Here is a 17707-nt window from a genome sequence, read left to right on the forward strand (position 1 = left end):
CGGGGTGGGCTGGACCCGCCCTCGCCGTGTTGTTACTTGACGCGCTCGACCTTGGCGCGGGTGTTGTAGCCCTCGACCTTCAGGTACCAGGCGCTGCCGATCAGGCTGGGCGTGATGCGGACCTGCGGGCTCTCCATGCTCGCGCCCGGAAGTGTCGCGCCATCCACCTGGCGCCAGACCTGTCCGTTGTCCAGCGTATAGCGGCGGCCCTGCGCGAAGCCTTCGAACGAGCCCTGCAGCCGCGCGGAGATCGGTTCGTCCGAGCCGGAGCCAAACAGTCCGCGGCTCTCGGTGCGGACCTTGTCCTCGGCCTGCCGCGCCGCCTTGTCGGTCTCCGTCACCAGCGTGCGGTTGAGCCAGGCATTCAGGATTTCCAGTTCGCCCGCTTCCAGCTTGTCCAGCCCGGCGGCGCGGAACTGTTCGGCCGTCATCTGCTGTTCGATGCGGTTGCCGTCCTGCGCCATCGCCAGCGGAGCGAGCAGCAGCGTCGCAGCCAGGACAAGGGGGCGAAGCCGGAGTACACGGGAGCTGGAGTTCATGCGCTGTTCCTCGGGTCGGTTGCTCGCTAGTGTAGACACTCCCCATGTCACCGAAGTACCCACCGTCGCCATGAGTGCGCCGCAGCCTATCGATCCGGGCACCCTGCTGGGCCAGGCGCCGGCGACCTCGATCGCCGCACCGCTGCTGGCCCGCCTGCGGGAGGCTGCCACTACAGGTGACGTGGCCGCGGACGCGCGTGATGCACCCGGAGTGGTCCAGGCGATGTTGCGGGCGCTGGAACGGTTGGGGGCCGACGGCGACACCATTGCCGCCGCCGTACTGCACAGCTGGCCACGGTTGCATGCGGCGGTGGCGCAGGATCTCCAGGCGAGCCATCGCGGCATCATCGCGCTGGTCGACGGCCAGCAGGCGGCAGGACAGGTCTGGGCCCTGCACGAGGAGCAGGGCGGCAGCGGAGGCAGCGAAGGCCTGCGCAGGCTGCTGCTGGCGATCGTCCGCGACATGCGCGTGGTGCCGATCCTGCTGGCGCGCCAACTCGCGCGGATGCAGCAGGCGGCGGTACTGCCTGAAGACCAGCGTCGCCGGCTGGCCGCGCTCACCCGGGACATCCACGCGCCCCTGGCCAACCGGCTCGGCATCTGGCAACTCAAGTGGGAGCTGGAGGACCTCGCCTTCCGCTACCTGCAACCCGACACCTATCGCCAGATCGCGCGCCTGCTGGACGAGAAGCGCGCGGACCGCGAACGCTACATCGAGCAGGTCAAACAGGTGCTGCGCGAGGCGATGGCCGCGCAGGGCATCGATGCCGACATCGCGGGGCGACCCAAGCACATCTACAGCATCTGGAAGAAGATGCAGCGCAAGGGCGTGCCGATCGGGGAGCTCTACGATCTCCGCGCGGTGCGGTTGCTGGTCGACGACGTCGCCGCCTGCTATGGCGCGCTCGGCGTGGTGCATGCGGCTTGGGCGCCCATCCCCAGCGAATTCGACGACTACATCGCCCGCCCCAAGCGCAACGACTACCGCTCGCTGCACACGGCCGTGGTCGGCCCCGAGGGCAAGACGCTGGAGGTGCAGATCCGGACGGTGGAGATGCACCGGCAGGCCGAGCTCGGTGTGGCGGCACACTGGAAGTACAAGGAAGGCGGCAGCGGCGGCGATGCAGCGTTCGATCGAAAGATCGCCTGGATGCGCAAGCTGCTGGAGCCGGCCGGTGACGGCGCGGACGCCGACGACGCGGCACTGGCGGGCGAGCTCGATACCGAGCTGGTGGAGGACCGGGTCTACGTCCTGACCCCGAAGGGCGAAGTCATCGACCTGCCTGCCGGATCCACGCCGCTCGACTTCGCCTACCGCGTCCACACCGAGGTCGGCCACCGATGCCGCGGCGCCAAGGTCGACGGGCGCATCGTGCCGCTCGACCACCGCCTGTCGAGCGGGGACCGGGTCGAGATCATGACCGCCAAGACCGGCGAGCCTAGACGAGACTGGCTGGTGCAATCGAATGGCTTCCTCGCCAGCAGCCGCTCCCGGGAGAAGGTGCGCAACTGGTTCCACAAGCTCGACCGCGGCCGGAACGAAGCGGCCGGCAAGGACCTGCTCGACCGCGAGCTGCGGCGGCTCGGCCTGCTGGGTGCGGACCTGGCGCCGGCACGCGAGCGTTTCAGCCTGGCCACCGATGGCGACCTGCACGTGCTGGTGGGCCTCGGCGACCTGGGTCCGCACCAGGTTGGGCGGGTGCTGCTGGAGCACGAGCGGGCGGAGCGCGCACCGGCGGCGGTGGAGGCGCCGCGCGCGGCACCGCGGTCGAAACCACCGCGCAAGCAGGGCGACTTCACCGTCGAGGGCGTCGGCAACCTGCTGGTGCAACTGGCGCGCTGCTGCCAACCGGTTCCCGGCGAAGCGATCACCGGCTACCTCACCCGCGGCCGCGGCGTGACCGTGCACCGCGACGGCTGCAGGACCTTCCAGCGCCTGGCGGCGGCCCAGCCGCAGCGCGCACTGCCGGTCGAGTGGGGCCGGCCGGCGAAGGGTTACGAAGTAGACGTGGAGCTGATCGCCGTCGACCGCAAATGGCTGTTGAAAGAGATCACCAATGTCATTGCCCAGGCCAACGTGCAAACCACCGGCATCCATGGCGAAAGCGGGCAGGAGGGCGGTCGGGTCCGGCTGCGAATGCGGCTGCGGGTCTCGGATTTCGGGGAGCTGTCACAACTGCTGGGCAAGCTGGCGGCCCAGCCGGGTGTCGAGCGGGTGAGGCGCGCCTGATGCCGGTGGCGCTGCCTCGATGGCGCGTCGCGCTCGCGATCGCGCTGGGCGCGGGTGGGTTGGTGGGCCTGCTGCTCGCCCGGGAGCCGCTGTCGCACTGGCTGTGGCCCGACACCCGCCTGGAGCGATTGCAGTCGGAGGCCGAACAGGCGCTGCGGCGCGGGGAGCTCACCCGCGAGGATGGCCGTGGCGCGCGTGAACTGTATGCGGCCGCGCTGGCCCTCGATCCCGACCGGGCGGGTGCCCGGGAGGGGCTGGCTTCGGTCGGTCGGGCCGCGCTGGAGCAGGCACGCGTGGCCCTCGCGAACGGACGTGACGACGATGCCCGGAAGGCGCTGGCCCTCGCCCGCGAGCTGGCGGTGCCGCGCGCGGACGTCCAGGCGCTGGAGCGGGAACTGCGGCGGGGGCGGCCGGACAGCGCCCGCCTGGAAGCCTTGCTGGCGGGCGCGCACCGCGCGCGTATCGAAGGCCGGCTGGACGGCGCCCCGGATGCCGCTTTGCCACTCTATCTGCGGGTGCTGGAGGCCTATCCGAACCACACTCCTGCATTGGAAGGGCGCGAAGACACACTGTCGGACCTCCTGCAGAGCGCTTCGGGTCATCTGGAAGCCGGTCGCCTGGCCGAGGCCGAGGCACTGGTGCGGCGGGTCCGGGAAGTGGACGGTGGCCATGTCGACCTGCCACGCCTGTTGGCCGTGCTGGCCGATGCCACCGAGGACCGGCTGGGCCGTGCCGATGCGGACCTGTCCGAAGGACAATTGTCGCGGGCGCTGGAGGGGTACCAGGTGGTCGAGCGGGTCGACCCGCTCGACCTGCATGCCGCCCGAGGCCGGATCGAAGTGGCGAACGCCTACGCGGCGCGAAGCGAACGCTACGCCACCGACATGCGTTTCGTCCCGGCCAGGGCGGACCTGCTGGAGGCACAGGCGATCGCCCCGGATGCTCCGGCGGTGGTGGCGGCGCGCAGGCATCTCGCGGGGGCGCGCCTCGCCCAGGCGACCGGACAGCCCCGGGGGGCGCTGCGACTGGAGGGCATCATGGAGGCGGCGACCGCGGCCGAAGCCCGCGGAAACATCTTTGCTCCACCCGGCGCCAGCGCCTACGACCACTGGCGGCAGGCACGTGCGCTGGCGCCGGATGCATCGCCGGTCCGCACGTTCGCGGCCAGACTGCTGCCGCAGGCGCGGCAGTGCTTCGAAGACGCATTGCGCGACAACCGGCTGGCCAGTGCCGGCGAATGCCTGGATGCATATGGGCAACTTGAGGTCGATCCGAACACCGTGCGGGCGGCGCGGCGGCGCCTGGCGCAGCGCTGGATCGCCGTGGGTGACGAGCGGCTGGGTGCGGGCGAGCTGGCGGTCGCGCGGCGGGCGCTCGATACGGCCCGCGCGCTGGACCCGGCCGCCCCCGGACTCGACGCATTCGGCGAGCGCGTGGGCACCGCATCCCGGGCGGTCCGCTAGCTCCCGTCGAGCCCCATCAATACGCGCCGCACCACGTGGCGTCCCGCATCCAGCGAGAAGTGGCGGGCGACGTTCTCGCGGCCGTGTTCCGCCAGGCGTCGCCACAGGTCGTCGTCCGCGTGCAGCCGCAGGACCGCATCGGCGAAGTCGGTCGGATCGTCGGCCACCAGCACGTCGCGATCGTGCTGCAGGTGCATGCCTTCCACCGCGCAGGAGGTAGCCACGACCGGCTGGCCGTGGGCCATGCTCTGGTTCACCTTGCCCTTGACCCCTGCCCCGTAGCGCAAGGGTGCGACTGCGAGCCGGGTGCTGCGGAACAAGGTGGCGAGGTCGGGTACGTGCCCGTGCACCACCACGCCGTGGTGCTTCGACAACGCAAGGATTTCGGCGGGCGCATCCCCGCCGACGCAGTGGAAGCGCATCTCCGGCGCTTGCGCGACCACCAGCGGCCAGACGTGCTCCACGAACCACTGCACGGCATCGACATTCGGTGGATGGCGGAAGCCGCCGACGAACATTACGTCACGGCGGCCCTCGGGGCCGGGGCCGCTATCCGGGACGCGGTGGAGGTTGGACAGCACCTCGACCCGGGCGGCGGGGGCGTCGGTGGCGAGCAACTCGCGCTCGGTCGCGCTGACCACCAGGGTGGCGTCGCTGCGGCGGATGACATCCAGCTCCAGTTCCCGGGTCCGTGCCGCCGCCTTCGCCATGGCGGCATCGCCGGACACCCGGGCACCCCGTGCCTCGCGCAGGTAGTGCAGGTCGACGGTGTCGAACACCAGTCGTGCCCGGGGCGCGTGGCGCCGCAGCAGCGGCAGCATCTCGCGCATCACATAGTGCCGGCACACCACCACGCTGTCGAAGCGGTGGCCGTGCACCCGCAGCCAGGCCGGCATCGCGGGCATGTAGGGCGCGTGCCAGACCTCCACGCCGAGGTGCTGCAGCGCTTCGGTATGGGCGCCGTCGTGACGGCGATCGGCCGGTACGAACACCACGTGCGCGCCTTCTTCGATCAGCAGGCGCATCAGGTTGACCAGCCGCAGCGAGCCGGAGTCGCGGTCGGGCCTGGGCGTCAGCGCATCGACCAGCAGCACCGTCTTCGCATAGAGCCTGTCGGTCAATGAGGCCGCCGGTGCTGAATGCCCCGGATGGCCGGCCAGTGCCTGCGCCCATCGCGACTGGAAGTGCGCCTGGTTGCGGACCTGGTAGGCCTTCACGCCGCGCCGGGTGTCGGTGCCCGCGGTTGCACCTTCGACATGCACCACCCGCGAAGCCGGCTGGCACAGCACCTCCAGCCCGCGTGCGCGCACCCGCATTGCCAGGTCCGTGTCTTCGTAGAACGCGGGCGAATAGCTTTCGTCGAAGCCGCCCAGATCGACCAGCAGTGCGCGTGGCGCCGCCAGCGCCGCCCCCGAGCAGTAATCCACGCGTCGCACGAAACCGAAGGCCGGGTGCGCGGCAGCCTGCAAGCGCCCGAGCTTCTCCGCCGAACCGTCGCTGCGCACCACGCCGCCGGCTTCCTGCAGCCGTCCGTCCGGGTACAGCAGTTGTGCGCCCGCCAACCCGGTGCCGGGATGGTCGCCGAACGTGTCCAGCAGCGCCTCCAGCCACCCGGGTTGCGGCACGGTGTCGTTGTTGAGGAACACCACGTATTCGCCGTGGGCCAGCGCGAGGCCGTCGTTGCAGGCGGCGATGAACCCGCCGTTGGTATCGCGGCGGTGGTAGCGCAGGCCTTGCAGTGCCGGCAAGGCCTCGCCGGTTTCGTCGCCGCTGCCGTCATCTACGACGATCACCTCCACCGGCACCGCCGGCGGGTGCTCCGCGAGCGCGCGCAGGCAGGACAAGGTGTGGGCGAACTGGCCGTAGACCGGGATGACGATGCTGGCCTGCGGTGCCCTGGACGAAGGCAGTGCGAAGGGCTCGAACGGCGCCTGCGCCGGCATGTAGAGCGTCGTACGGTCGGTGCCGGGGACGCGCGCGAGGTGGCGCGACAACCGCTCCCAGCTCCCGCGCCAGCCGCGCGTGCGTAGGCTGCTCAACGCGCGACGCAGCAGGCCGGCGCCACGGTCGAGCAGGAACCGCAGGTCTGCCGGGGATATCGGCATGCTTCGATAGCTCCGGTGGGGGTGCCGGGTGGCACCGCTGAACTTGAACTGCCGCCCAATCCGACCGAAGGAGCGGACGCGGACGGCCTCTGCTGCTGCGTTAGACTCGGGTCCACGAGGGCCGAGCCCTGTCATTGTCCCATGCCGTGCCCCGAATCGACCACGACGACAACTTCAACGCCACCGAGGAAGGCAGTCCCCGCTGGCGTCGCCGCCTCGTCACCTGGACCTTGGCGCTCATCGGCCTCGCACTGGGTTTCCTGGTGCCGTACTCGCTCTACCTCAACCATGAGGTCGGCGCACGGTTCGACCAGTTGCGCTGGCAACTGCCGACCCGGGTCTACGGACGGCCGCTCGAGCTGGTACCGGGCCTGGCGATCGATGCCGACACGCTGAAGACCGAGCTCGACGCGGCCGGCTACCACGAGGGCAACGGCACCCGCTCCGGGACCTATGCCAGGGACGGGCGCAACTGGCTGATTTCCAGCCGGGGCTTCAACGACGTCGACGGCGCGGTGGCGCCGCGCCGGCTGGAGGTGGCGCTGTCTGGCGGGCGGGTCGGGCGTCTTCGCGACGCCGCCGCCGGCGAGGACATCCCGGCCGCGCGCCTGGACCCGGCCCGCATCGCCACCCTCTACGGCCAGAAGCAGGAAGAGCGCCGGCTGGTGCAGCTGGACGAGGTCCCGGAGTTGCTGGTGACCGGCCTGCAGGCGGTGGAGGATCGCGATTTCGCGCACCACCACGGCATCGACCTGTCCGGCATCATGCGCGCCGCCTGGGTGAACCTGCGCTCCGGCGAAAAACGCCAGGGCGCGAGTACCCTCACCCAGCAGCTGGCCCGAAGCGGCCTGCTCGGCATCGGGCGTGAACAGACCTATACCCGCAAATTCAACGAAGCCATCTATGCGCTGCTGATCGAAGCGCGCTACGACAAGCAGGTGATCCTGGAGGCCTATTTCAACCAGGTGTACCTCGGCCAGCGCGGGGCGCAGGCGATCCATGGCGTCGCCGCCGCATCGGAATTCTGGTTCGGCCGGGACCTCGCGGACCTCAGCACGGAGCAGATCGCGCTGCTGGTCGGCATCGTCCGCGGGCCTTCGGCGTACGACCCGCGCCGCCACCCGGAGCGGGCCACGGAGCGGCGGAACTTCGTGCTGGGCGAGATGCACGAGACCGGGCTGATCGACGATGCCGAGTACAAGCGTGCAGTCGCGGCACCGCTGGGGGTGACCAGCACGCCCGGCAGCGTCGCCGCCAACCGGTTCCCCGCCTATGTCGACCTGGTGCGTCGGCAGCTCGCCGCGGACTACCCGGCCGACGCGCTCGCCGGTGCCGGCCTGAGCGTCATGACCGGCATGGCGCCCTCGGCCCAGGCCTATGCCGAAAGCGCCGTCACCGGCACCCTTGGCGACCTCGCCTCGGATAAGCGCCCGGCGCTGGAAGCGGGCCTGGTCCTGACCGACGTTCACCGCGGCGAAGTCCTGGCGGTGGTGGGCAGCGGCACGCCCGATACCCCAGGCTTCAACCGGGCGATCGAGGCCCAGCGGCCGGTGGGCTCGCTGCTGAAGCCGTTCGTCTACCTGCTCGCGCTGGCCCAGCCGGGTGAGTGGTCGCTGGCGAGCTGGGTCGACGACTCGCCGGTGGAGATCGCCCTGCCCAATGGCAAGCGCTGGGCACCGGGGAACTCGGACGGACGCAGCCACGGCACGGTGCGGCTGATCGACGCGCTCGCCCGCTCGTACAACCAGGCCACGGTGCGGGTCGGCATGCAGGTGGATCCGCGCAGGATTGCCGACCTGCTGCGCACGCTGGCGGGCATCGAGGCACCCGCCAATCCTTCGCTGATCCTGGGCTCCCTTGACCAGAGCCCCTATGCGATGGCCCAGCTTTACCAGTTCCTGGCGTCCGGAGGCGAGATCCAGCCATTGCGTGCGGTCCGCGGCGTGCTGGACGTGGAGGGCCGGGCGCTGAACCGCTACGACACCCAGCCGGCGCCGGCGCAGGAAGGCGACGCGATCGCCGCCCGGCTGGTGACGATCGCCCTGCAGCAGGCGGTGACCGGCGGTACCGGACGCCAGCTCATTGCGGACGGCCTGGCTTCGCTGAACCCGGCGGGCAAGACCGGCACCAGCAACGACAGCCGCGACAGCTGGTTCGCCGGATACACCGGCGACCATCTCGCGGTGGTCTGGGTCGGCAACGACCAGAACGAACCCACCGGCCTGTACGGCTCCACCGGCGGCATGCGGGTATGGTCGCGGCTGTTCAAGCGGATGCCCTCGGCGCCGCTGGAAGTCGGGAGCGAAGGGCTGGACTGGCAGTGGGTGGTCGGCTCCAATTCGAGTGATGCGGGTTGCGCCGGTGCGCGCAGGTTCGCCTTCGTTTCAGGTTTCGCTCCGCCCTACGCCAGTTGCCAGCCGCCCGAGCCGGAGGTGGATCCCGCCGATGAAGGGCGCAGCTGGCTGGACTGGTTCCGTCGCGGTGGAGGCGATCAGCCGACGGAGCAACCCAGATCTACCGATGGAGGTGCCCAATGAACCCGCGCGTTCCGGCCATGCTGCTGCCGGCCGTGCTGCTCGCGGCTTGCGCATCGGCGCCGCAGACCACCACATCCATGGCGCCGGGTTTCGACCCTGTCGGCGCGGTGACGGCCATTCGCGCGGCTGGCCGGCCCAGCGGTTCGGAACTGGTGGTGACGCCGGTGGCGGACCCGGGGGTCGCCGACCTGCGGGAAGACGCGCGCACGCTCGAGCAGCAAGGCCGCTACGAAGAGGCTGCGCAGGCGCTGGATGCGGCGCTGGCCCTGCGTCCCGACGACGCCGGGCTGTTGCAGGAGCGCGCGGAAGCGGCCCTGCTGCTGGGCGATCTGGAGGCTGCAGAACAACTTGCACGCCGGCTGACGGTGTCCGGCACCGGTGCCGGCCCGCAATGCCGCCGCCACTGGGAGACGCTGGCCCAGGTGATGGAGGCGACGCGGCCGGCCGTCGTCGACCCGGTCGCGGGCACGGCGGCGACACCCGCCGAGGCCGTCGATGCGCGTGCCCGGCGCGATGCGTGCACCGTCTCCGCCCCCGTACGTTACTGAGATGGGCGAGGCGGGTACCCGGCTGGGCAATGCCAGCCGTGCGGCATTGGACGAGGGCGGGGACCTGGCGCGCAACATCGCCGCCTTCGCCCCGCGCGTGGCCCAGCAGGACCTGGCCGCGGCCGTGGCCGCCGCATTCGACAGCCGTGGCGTGCTGCTGGCCGAGGCCGGTACCGGCACCGGCAAGACCTTCGCCTACCTGGTTCCCGCGATCCTCTCGGGGCTCAAGACGATCGTCTCCACAGGCACGCGAGCGCTCCAGGACCAGCTCTACCACCGCGACCTGCCACGCGTGCGCGATGCGCTCGGCATCGGCCTGAAGACGGCCCTGCTCAAGGGGCGGGCGAACTACCTCTGCCACTACCGGCTGCAGCAGGCCAAGGGCGAGCCGCGCTTCCACAGCCGTGACATGGCCGCGCAGTTCCAGCGGATCGTGGCGTGGGCGGGGCGCACCCGCATGGGCGACCTGGCAGAGCTGGAGACGCTGCCGGACGATTCACCGCTGGTACCGATGGTCACATCGACCGCCGACAACTGCCTGGGCAGCGAGTGCCCGTTCTTCTCGGAGTGTTTCGTGGTGCAGGCGCGCCAACGGGCGCAGTCGGCGGACTTGGTGGTGGTCAACCACCACCTGTTGCTGGCCGACCTGGCGCTGAAGCAGGAAGGGTTCGGCGAGATCCTGCCTGGCGCGCAGGCCTTCGTGGTCGACGAGGCCCATCAGTTGCCGGAGCTGGCGGCCCAGTTCTTCGGCGAGGCGCTGAGTGCGCGGCCGCTGGTCGAGCTGGCGCGGGATGCCCTGGCGGAATGCCGCCAGGCGCCCGGTGCGCTGGCGGTGTTGCAGGAACCCTGTCGCCAGCTGGAGCAGGCGGTGCGCGGGCTGCGTGCCGCCATGGACGAACTGCCGGTGCGCGGCACCCGTCGCCGGGCGGCCGAGGATGACAATGCCGAGCAGGCGCTCGACGTATTGCTGGAGGCCCTGCGCCAGCTGCACGCGGCCCTGTTGCCGCTGCGCGAGGCCGCACCGGGATTCGATGGCTGTACCGCACGTGCGCGCGAGTTCGAGATGCGCCTGCTGCGCTGGCGCGACGAGGGCGCGGACGATGAGGCGGCCGGGGACGGCGCTGCCAGCCACGATGCCGATCTCGATGGGGATGCGGAGCCGGTAGAGGACGACGATCGGGGGCCGCTGGGTGACGACGATGCACCGAGCGTGCTCTGGTACGAACTGACCGCGCGTGGCTTCCGCCTCAGCCGGACACCGCTGGATGTCGCCGGACCGCTCGCCCGGCACCGCGCCCGATCGCAGGCGGCGTGGGTATTCACCTCCGCGACCCTGGCCATCGGGGGGCGATTCGAGCACTACGCGATCAAGCTCGGGCTGGCCGAACCGACCACGCTGCTGGCGCCCAGCCCCTTCGACTGGCCGCGCCAGGCGCTGTGCTACCAGCCGCCCGGACTGCCCGAGCCGGCGTCGCGCGACTACACCGCTTCGATCGTCGCTGCCATCGAGCCGGTACTGCGCGCTTCGGGTGGCCGCGCATTCGTGCTGTTCGCCTCGCATCGCGCGTTGCGCGAGGCCGCCGTCCTGCTGCGCGATGGCCCGTGGCCCCTGTTCGTACAGGGCGAGGCGCCACGTTCATTGTTGCTGGAACGCTTCCGAGCGTCCGGCAACGGGGTGTTGCTGGGGGCGGCCAGCTTTCGCGAGGGGGTTGACGTGGCAGGCAGTGCGCTGAGCGTGGTGGTCATCGACAAGCTGCCGTTCGCGGCCCCCGACGATCCGGTCTTCGAGGCCAGGCTCGAGGCGATCCGTCGCGGCGGCGGGAATCCCTTCCGAGACGAGCAGTTGCCGCAGGCGGTGATTGCGCTCAAACAGGGCGCCGGCCGGCTGATCCGCAGCGAGACCGATACCGGCGTGCTGGTGCTGTGCGACCCGCGCCTGACCTCCAAGAGCTACGGCAGGGTGTTCATCGACTCGCTCCCGCCACTGCCGCGCACGCGCAGCATCGAGGACGTCCAGGCCTTTTTCGAGCGAGAATCGGCGTCCTTGGTTCCGCAGGAAAGCAGCGTCCATGGATAGCCCGGGAGAGCGGCCGGTCGGGAATGGCGACAAGCTGAGGCTGCTGGCCTTCGAGCTGGCGACCGAAGCCTGTTCGGTGGCGTTGTGGGTCGACGGCGAGGTGATCGAGCGTTTCGAGGTGGCCCCGCGCAGGCATGCGGAGCTGGCCCTGCCGTGGGCCGGGGAACTGCTGGCCGAAGCCGGCATCGCGCGCGGCCAACTGGATGCCATCGCCGTCGGTCGCGGCCCCGGCGCCTTCACCGGGGTCAGGCTGGCGATCGCCATCGGGCAGGGCATTGCGCTGGCACTGGGCCGGCCGATCGTGCCGGTATCGACGCTGGCGGTACTGGCGATGCGCGCATCGGCGGGTGGGCGGGTCCTCGCGGCCATCGATGCCCGGATGGGAGAGGTTTACGCGGGAACTTTCGAACTCACCGGCACGGGCGCGCATGCACTGGGCGAGGAGACGGTGGGTGCCCCGGATGGACTGCAAATCCCCGAAGGGCAATGGAACGGGGTAGGGACCGGCTTTGCCGCCGTGGACGGCGCGTTGTGCAAGCGGCTCGCCGGGCAACTGTCGACGGTGGACGAGCAGGCCCTGCCACGTGCCGGTGACCTCGCGCGCCTGGCGGCCGCGGCTTATCGACAGGGTGCGGCGGTCGCCCCCGAAGCGGTGGAACCTGCCTACCTGCGCAACAACGTCGCCCTGACTTCGCGACAACAGCAGGAACTCCGCGACGCGCGTCGCTAGGCCTCAGCGGTCCAGCATGCTGCCGCCGGCCAGGAACGCCCAGGTCCGCGTCACGTGCAGGATGTCCGGGTCCTCTTCGGTCTGCGGCAGCGGCGGGTAAGGCTCGGCCAGTTGCGCGATGCGCAACGCCGAGGCATCCAGCAGCGGGATGCCGCTGGACTCGACGATCCGGGCATCCTCGACGCTGCCATCGCGGCGGATGGCGACGCTGATGACCACTTGCCCGGCCAGCTTCCGGCGCCGGGCTTCATCGGGGTAGTTGAGGTTGCCGACCCGCTCGGCACGGTCCACCCATTCGCGCAGGTAGCCGGCCCAGGCGTATTCGGTGGTGCTGGCCGAGACGAACTTCCGGCTGGGGCGCTTGGCATAGGCTTCCGAGCGCAGGTGGATCTCGGCGGCGAGCCGCGCCATCTCCATGTCATGGTCGATTTTTTCGCGCCCCGGTGGCAGCGGCCGCTCGGAGCGTTGCGGTGTCGCCAGGGCGGTCGGCGTGGCCGTCTCGCCACGCAGGCTGGTCACCACGCGCTCGCGCGGGGGAGGCTGGGGTGCCGGCGACTGCGCGCGCAGTTCCCTTGGCGCCATGCCGCGTGCGGCCTGCGGCAGTGGTCCGGACTGGCTCTCGCGAGGGCGCGTGGTGGCCTCCTGCTCGCCACCGCCCTGGTTGTTGGCCTGGGCCAGGAAGTCCGCCTGCTCCGGCGTCAGTGTGCTGGTGGTCTGGGTCAGGATCACATCCAGCGTCGGCATCACCGGGGCGGCGCGTTCCAGCGCAAATCCGAACCCGAGCAGCAGCACCCCATGCACCAGCAGCGAGAGCGTCATCGTCGCGCCCAGCCGCTGGCCCTCGCCGATCTCGACCGGCTGCCTCGCGATGGCGCTCATGCCGCGGTCGCCGCGCGCGCCTCGATCGCGTCGAACAGGCCCGAACTGATGTTGAGGCCGAACTGCGCATCGATCTCGCGGATGCAGGTCGGGCTGGTGACGTTGACCTCGGTGAGGTAGTCGCCGATCACGTCCAGGCCCACCAGCACCATGCCCCGGCGCTTCATCTCCGGCCCGACCCGGGCGGCGATCCAGCGATCGCGTTCGCTGAGCGGCCTTGCCTCGCCGCGCCCCCCGACGGCGAGGTTGCCGCGGAATTCGTCGCCCTGCGGGATCCGGGCCAGACAGTAGTCCACCGGCTCGCCATCGACCAGCAGGATGCGCTTGTCGCCCTCGCTGATCTCCGGCAGGAACCGCTGCGCCATCGCCAGGCTGGTGCCGCCCTGGGTCAGGGTCTCCAGGATGACGTTGCTGTTGGCCTCGCCGTGGTCGACCAGGAAGATGGAGCGCCCGCCCATGCCGTCCAGCGGCTTGAGCACGGTGCGCCGGTGCTCGGCGACGAACGCCTTCAGGCTCGCCGGGTCCCGGGTCACCAGGGTGGGCGGACAGCATTCCGGGAACAACAGGGCCGCCAGCTTCTCGTTGTAGTCGCGCAGGCCCTGCGGGTCGTTCACCACCAGTGCGCCCGCGCGCTGCGCCAGCCCGAGGATCTGGGTGTCGTGGATGTACTCGGCATCCACCGGCGGGTCCTTGCGCATCAGCACCACGTGGCCGCGCCCCAGTGCCATCGGCGCCACCTCCCCGAGCTCGAACCAGCCGGCCGGGTCGTCCCGCACCGACAGCGGCGCCATGCGCGCGACCGCCTCGCCGCCGCGCAAAAACAGCCCGCCGGGCACCACGTACCACAACCTGTGGCCGCGCCGTTGCGCTTCCAGCAGCATCGCGAAGGTGCTGTCCTTGGCGATCCGGATCGATGCGATCGGATCCATCACGACGACGATATCGAGCGGCATGGCGGGCTGCAGGCGGGGGATACGCCGCGATGTTAGCAGGCGGACCAGCGTCGGCCGCGCGAACCCTGTCGCATTCATGTTCGCAGCTGCGACATGCGTGCTTGACAGTGCGCGCCGGGCTTGGAATAAAGGACGCCTACGCGACGCGCCGGGGGATTCCGCGTCGGCGCTTCGCAACAGGGGATATGGAAAAAATGCAGGACGAGGGTCGCAATGGCAGCCTGGACGGCTTGCGGGTCATGGTCATCGATGACTCCAAGACCATCCGCCGCACCGCTGAAACGCTGCTCAAACGCGAAGGCTGCGCCGTGGTCACGGCCACCGACGGCTTCGAGGCGTTGGCCAAGATCGCCGACCAGCAGCCACAGATCATCTTCGTGGATATCATGATGCCGCGCCTGGACGGCTACCAGACCTGCGCGCTGATCAAGAACAACCAGTTGTTCAAGAGCACGCCAGTGATCATGCTGTCATCCAAGGACGGCCTCTTCGACAAGGCCCGCGGACGGATCGTGGGTTCCGAGCAGTACCTGACCAAACCATTCACGCGCGAGGAACTCCTCGACGCGATACGCACGCACGTCAACGCCTGACCGGGGGGTAGGGCACCAATGGCACGTATTCTTCTGATCGAGGATTCGCCGACAGACACGGCGGTCCTGACCCAGTTGCTGGAGCGCAACGGGCACGATGTACTGGCATCCGGCAGCGCCGAGGACGGCATCGACATGTGCCGCCGGGAACAGCCGGACCTGGTCCTGATGGACGTGATCCTGCCGGGCATGAACGGCTTCCAGGCCACGCGGGCCCTCTCGCGCGGCGAGGACACCAAGGCCATCCCGGTGCTGATCGTCAGCACCAAGGGCATGGAGACGGACAAGGCCTGGGGGCTGCGCCAGGGTGCCAAGGACTACATCGTCAAGCCGCCGCGCGAAGCCGAGCTGATCGATCGCATCAACGCGCTGCTGGGGCCGTGAACGAGCGCCCGGAAATGGCACTTTCGCCCTTTGACGCGCTGGTCGACTACGAGCGTCGCAGCCTGGCCCATGTCACCGGCCTGCCCGAAGAGCTTGAGGCGCCGGGCTTGTGGCGCGGCGTCGGCTATCGCATCGGCAACCGCTGGCTGGCCTCGGAATTCGACCAGGTCATCGAGATCCTGCCGTTGCCACAGGTCACGCCCGTGCCCGGTGCGCAGGGCTGGATGCTCGGCCTGGCGAACGTGCGCGGCAACCTGCTGCCGATCGTCGACCTCAAGCAGTTCCTCGATGGCGAGCGCACCGTGCTGCATGACGGCCAGCGCATCCTGCTGATGCGCCAGCCCGGCGGCGACGTCGCCGTGCTGATCGACGAACTGTTCGGCCAGCGCAGCTTCACCGAGCAGGACCAGGCGGATGCCGCCGAGGTCGCCGGTGGGCTCGCCGAAGGCCGCTATGCCAACTTCGTCGACCGGGTGTATCTGCTCGACGGCCAGCCCTGGGTGGTGTTCAGCCTGGAGCGGCTGGCCCGCACCCCTGAATTCAGACAAGCCGCATCCGATACCGTGCGCCCCGAAGCGCGCGCCACCGAACGTCCTGCCGGCAGCACCGGCACCAGCTACGCACCCGAGGTTGAACATGAGCACTGAAATCAATTCCGTCGCAGGCAAGGCCCGCAACGTCGGGGTCAACACCTGGCTGGTCGTGCTTGGCCTGGCGGTGCTGGTCCTCGGCCTGAACATCGGTTACGCCACGTGGAAGGCGGGCCGCCTGAGCGGCGCCGGCGGCGCCGCATCGGACCTGCAGGTGCTGTCGCAGAAACTGGCCGTCCAGGGGCGCGAGGCGGTGGGTGGTGACGCAGAGGCCTTCGGCGAGTTCCGCGAGATCAAGACCGAGATCGACCAGAACGTGGCCGACCTCAACGCCGATTTCGGCACGACCCCGGGCGTCGCCGATCCGATCGCCGATGTCACCGCGATCTGGGCGCCGTTGGACAAGAGCGCCGAACAGGTGCTGGCGAGCCAGGAGGCGGTGCTGGGCCTGGCCGGCAACGCCGAGAGCTTCACCAACCGCGTGCCCGACCTGCAGGCGCAGCTCGACGAGGTGGTTCGCGCGATGTCCGCCGGCGGCGCACCGTCGTCGCAGGTTTACTACGCGCTGCGCCAGGTGGTGCTGTCGGGAACGATGGCGCGCCGGGTGACCGAGATCCAGGCCGGCGGCCCGGGTGCCGAGGCCGCCGGTGAAGGCCTGGCCCGCGACGCGGCGGTGTTCGGCAACGTCCTTGCCGGCCTGCGCGAAGGCGACGAGGCGGCCGGTATCAACCAGATCACCAATGCCGGCGCGCTCGCTGCCCTGAACCAGGCCGATGCGCTCTGGCAGGAGATGCGGGCCGACCTGGACCAGATCCTCGCGACCTCCCAGAACCTGTTCCGCGCGCAGGCCGCGGCCGATGCGATCACCGCCGGTTCGGATGAACTGGAGTCCGCCGGGCAGACGCTGTTCAACGCGTTCAACGCTTTCGGTTCGCTGAGCGACCGCAGCATCCTGGGCAACCTGTGGATCTCGATCATCTCCGGTGCCATCGCGCTGCTGGCCATCGTCGGCCTGCTGTTCTCCCTCAACAAGCAGCAGCAGGTGCGTTACGAGACCACCAAGGAACTCAACGACCGCAACCAGGAGGCGATCATGCGCCTGCTGGACGAAATGGGATCGCTCGCGGAAGGCGATCTGACCGTGAAGGCGACCGTGACCGAGGACATGACCGGTGCGATCGCGGACTCCATCAACTTCGCCGTCGAGCAGCTGCGCAGCCTGGTGCAGACCATTACCGACACCTCGGTGCAGGTCGCCTCCAGCGCGCAGGAGACCCAGGCCACCGCCATGCACCTGGCTGAAGCGGCCGAACACCAGGCCCAGGAGATCACCTCGGCCTCCAACCGCATCAGCGAGATCGCGGCCAGCATCGACCAGGTGTCGAAGAACTCCGCCGAGTCCGCCGACGTGGCGCAGCGCTCGGTGCAGATCGCAACCGCCGGTGCCGGCGTGGTGCGCCAGACGATCCAGGGCATGGACAACATCCGTGACCAGATCCAGGAGACCTCCAAGCGCATCAAGCGGCTGGGTGAAAGCTCCCAGGAAATCGGCTCGATCGTTGAACTGATCAACGACATCTCCGAGCAGACCAACATCCTGGCGCTGAACGCGGCCATCCAGGCGGCCTCGGCCGGTGAGGCCGGCCGCGGGTTCGCAGTGGTGGCCGACGAAGTGCAGCGCCTCGCGGAACGTTCCTCGAACGCGACCAAGCGGATCGAGTCGCTGGTGCAGACCATTCAGTCCGATACCAACGAGGCGGTCAGCTCGATGGAGCAGACGACCTCGGAAGTGGTCGCCGGTGCACGGTTGGCCGAGGACGCGGGTACCGCGCTGGGCGAGATCGAAAAGGTGTCGTCTGACCTGTCCGGCCTCATCCAGGGCATCTCGTCGGCCGCGCAGCAGCAGTCCGGCGCTGCGGCCAACATCACCCAGACGATGAACACCATCCAGCAGATCACCTCGCAGACTACCCAGGGCGCCAACCAGACCGCGCAGTCGATTGGAAACCTGGCGCAGCTGGCCGCGGACCTGCGCCGTTCGGTCGCCGACTTCAAGCTGCCGGCCTGACCCCTGTATTT

13 protein-coding genes and 1 pseudogene are annotated in these 17707 nt (G+C 69.9%); 10 read left to right on the forward strand and 4 right to left on the reverse strand.

Annotated elements, in window-relative coordinates:
* Positions 1 to 32 precede the first annotated feature (32 nt).
* Complete coding sequence (locus B5D37_RS09180) at positions 33 to 539, reverse strand: hypothetical protein (protein WP_078758436.1); 507 nt, start codon at positions 537 to 539, stop codon at positions 33 to 35.
* 70 nt (positions 540 to 609) lie between these two features.
* Here B5D37_RS09180 and B5D37_RS09185 point away from each other — a divergent pair, with 70 nt between their 5' ends.
* Positions 610 to 2769, forward strand: a complete 2160-nt coding sequence (locus B5D37_RS09185) for a RelA/SpoT family protein (protein ID WP_078758437.1) — start codon at positions 610 to 612, stop codon at positions 2767 to 2769.
* Positions 2769 to 4232 carry a hypothetical protein gene (locus B5D37_RS09190; protein WP_143814240.1) on the forward strand — a complete coding sequence of 488 codons (1464 nt, stop codon included), beginning with the start codon at positions 2769 to 2771 and terminating at the stop codon, positions 4230 to 4232. The genes B5D37_RS09185 and B5D37_RS09190 overlap by 1 nt, the downstream gene beginning before the upstream one ends.
* On the opposite strand, the gene B5D37_RS09195 is transcribed toward B5D37_RS09190, so the two are convergent.
* Positions 4229 to 6337 (reverse strand): glycosyltransferase, encoded by a 2109-nt coding sequence (locus tag B5D37_RS09195; RefSeq protein WP_078758439.1) that lies wholly within the window; start codon positions 6335 to 6337, stop codon positions 4229 to 4231. The two genes, B5D37_RS09190 and B5D37_RS09195, sit on opposite strands and share 4 nt — an antisense overlap.
* Positions 6338 to 6471: 134 nt before the next feature.
* On the opposite strand from B5D37_RS09195, the gene mrcB reads away from it, so the two are divergent.
* The 4 genes from mrcB to tsaB are packed head-to-tail and all read left to right on the forward strand — an operon-like array spanning position 6472 to position 12229.
* Positions 6472 to 8874, forward strand: coding sequence for a penicillin-binding protein 1B (gene mrcB, locus B5D37_RS09200; protein ID WP_200809220.1), 2403 nt, complete (start codon positions 6472 to 6474; stop codon positions 8872 to 8874).
* Positions 8871 to 9422 (forward strand): tetratricopeptide repeat protein, encoded by a 552-nt coding sequence (locus B5D37_RS09205; protein WP_078758441.1) that lies wholly within the window; start codon positions 8871 to 8873, stop codon positions 9420 to 9422. Before mrcB ends, B5D37_RS09205 begins: the two co-directional genes overlap by 4 nt.
* Before the next feature lies 1 nt (position 9423).
* Positions 9424 to 11499 carry a DNA repair helicase YoaA gene (yoaA, locus tag B5D37_RS09210; protein ID WP_078758442.1) on the forward strand — a complete coding sequence of 692 codons (2076 nt, stop codon included), beginning with the start codon at positions 9424 to 9426 and terminating at the stop codon, positions 11497 to 11499.
* 34 nt (positions 11500 to 11533) lie between these two features.
* The gene (tsaB, locus tag B5D37_RS09215) at positions 11534 to 12229 is read left to right on the forward strand and encodes a tRNA (adenosine(37)-N6)-threonylcarbamoyltransferase complex dimerization subunit type 1 TsaB (RefSeq protein WP_078758517.1); all 696 of its coding nucleotides are present in this window, start codon (positions 11534 to 11536) and stop codon (positions 12227 to 12229) included.
* Between the two features lie 3 nt (positions 12230 to 12232).
* Here the strand turns inward: tsaB and B5D37_RS09220 are convergent, their stop codons facing one another.
* Together B5D37_RS09220 and gshB are read right to left on the reverse strand one after the other, a co-directional pair.
* Positions 12233 to 13108, reverse strand: coding sequence for an energy transducer TonB (locus tag B5D37_RS09220; RefSeq protein WP_078758443.1), 876 nt, complete (start codon positions 13106 to 13108; stop codon positions 12233 to 12235).
* Complete coding sequence (gene gshB / locus B5D37_RS09225) at positions 13105 to 14061, reverse strand: glutathione synthase (RefSeq protein WP_078758444.1); 957 nt, start codon at positions 14059 to 14061, stop codon at positions 13105 to 13107. The genes B5D37_RS09220 and gshB overlap by 4 nt, the downstream gene beginning before the upstream one ends.
* Before the next feature lie 194 nt (positions 14062 to 14255).
* On the opposite strand from gshB, the gene pilG reads away from it, so the two are divergent.
* The 4 genes and pseudogenes from pilG to B5D37_RS09245 all read left to right on the forward strand — a co-directional run bounded on the left by pilG (position 14256) and on the right by B5D37_RS09245 (position 17696).
* Positions 14256 to 14654, forward strand: coding sequence for a twitching motility response regulator PilG (pilG, locus tag B5D37_RS09230; RefSeq protein WP_078758518.1), 399 nt, complete (start codon positions 14256 to 14258; stop codon positions 14652 to 14654).
* A gap of 18 nt (positions 14655 to 14672) precedes the next feature.
* Positions 14673 to 15038: a response regulator transcription factor gene (locus B5D37_RS09235; RefSeq protein WP_078758445.1), complete on the forward strand. Its 366-nt coding sequence runs from the start codon at positions 14673 to 14675 to the stop codon at positions 15036 to 15038.
* A gap of 14 nt (positions 15039 to 15052) precedes the next feature.
* Positions 15053 to 15595: pseudogene (locus tag B5D37_RS09240) on the forward strand (chemotaxis protein CheW); the annotation flags it as partial.
* 79 nt (positions 15596 to 15674) lie between these two features.
* Positions 15675 to 17696: a methyl-accepting chemotaxis protein gene (locus tag B5D37_RS09245; RefSeq protein ID WP_078758446.1), complete on the forward strand. Its 2022-nt coding sequence runs from the start codon at positions 15675 to 15677 to the stop codon at positions 17694 to 17696.
* Positions 17697 to 17707: the final 11 nt, after the last annotated feature.

This window comes from Lysobacter spongiicola DSM 21749, from assembly GCF_900167055.1.
GTDB classification, from domain to species: domain Bacteria; phylum Pseudomonadota; class Gammaproteobacteria; order Xanthomonadales; family Xanthomonadaceae; genus Novilysobacter; species Novilysobacter spongiicola.

Excerpts from the sequence above, each read along its gene's own strand:
- B5D37_RS09220 (WP_078758443.1), bottom strand. The coding sequence starts at position 13,108 with ATGAGCGCCATCGCGAGGCAGCCGGTCGAGATCGGCGAGGGCCAGCGG.
- B5D37_RS09195 (WP_078758439.1), bottom strand. The coding sequence starts at position 6,337 with ATGCCGATATCCCCGGCAGACCTGCGGTTCCTGCTCGACCGTGGCGCC.
- B5D37_RS09185 (WP_078758437.1), top strand. The coding sequence starts at position 610 with ATGAGTGCGCCGCAGCCTATCGATCCGGGCACCCTGCTGGGCCAGGCG.
- yoaA (WP_078758442.1), top strand. The coding sequence starts at position 9,424 with ATGGGCGAGGCGGGTACCCGGCTGGGCAATGCCAGCCGTGCGGCATTG.
- B5D37_RS09205 (WP_078758441.1), top strand. The coding sequence starts at position 8,871 with ATGAACCCGCGCGTTCCGGCCATGCTGCTGCCGGCCGTGCTGCTCGCG.
- pilG (WP_078758518.1), top strand. The coding sequence starts at position 14,256 with ATGCAGGACGAGGGTCGCAATGGCAGCCTGGACGGCTTGCGGGTCATG.
- gshB (WP_078758444.1), bottom strand. The coding sequence starts at position 14,061 with ATGCCGCTCGATATCGTCGTCGTGATGGATCCGATCGCATCGATCCGG.
- B5D37_RS09235 (WP_078758445.1), top strand. The coding sequence starts at position 14,673 with ATGGCACGTATTCTTCTGATCGAGGATTCGCCGACAGACACGGCGGTC.
- B5D37_RS09190 (WP_143814240.1), top strand. The coding sequence starts at position 2,769 with ATGCCGGTGGCGCTGCCTCGATGGCGCGTCGCGCTCGCGATCGCGCTG.
- B5D37_RS09180 (WP_078758436.1), bottom strand. The coding sequence starts at position 539 with ATGAACTCCAGCTCCCGTGTACTCCGGCTTCGCCCCCTTGTCCTGGCT.
- B5D37_RS09245 (WP_078758446.1), top strand. The coding sequence starts at position 15,675 with ATGAGCACTGAAATCAATTCCGTCGCAGGCAAGGCCCGCAACGTCGGG.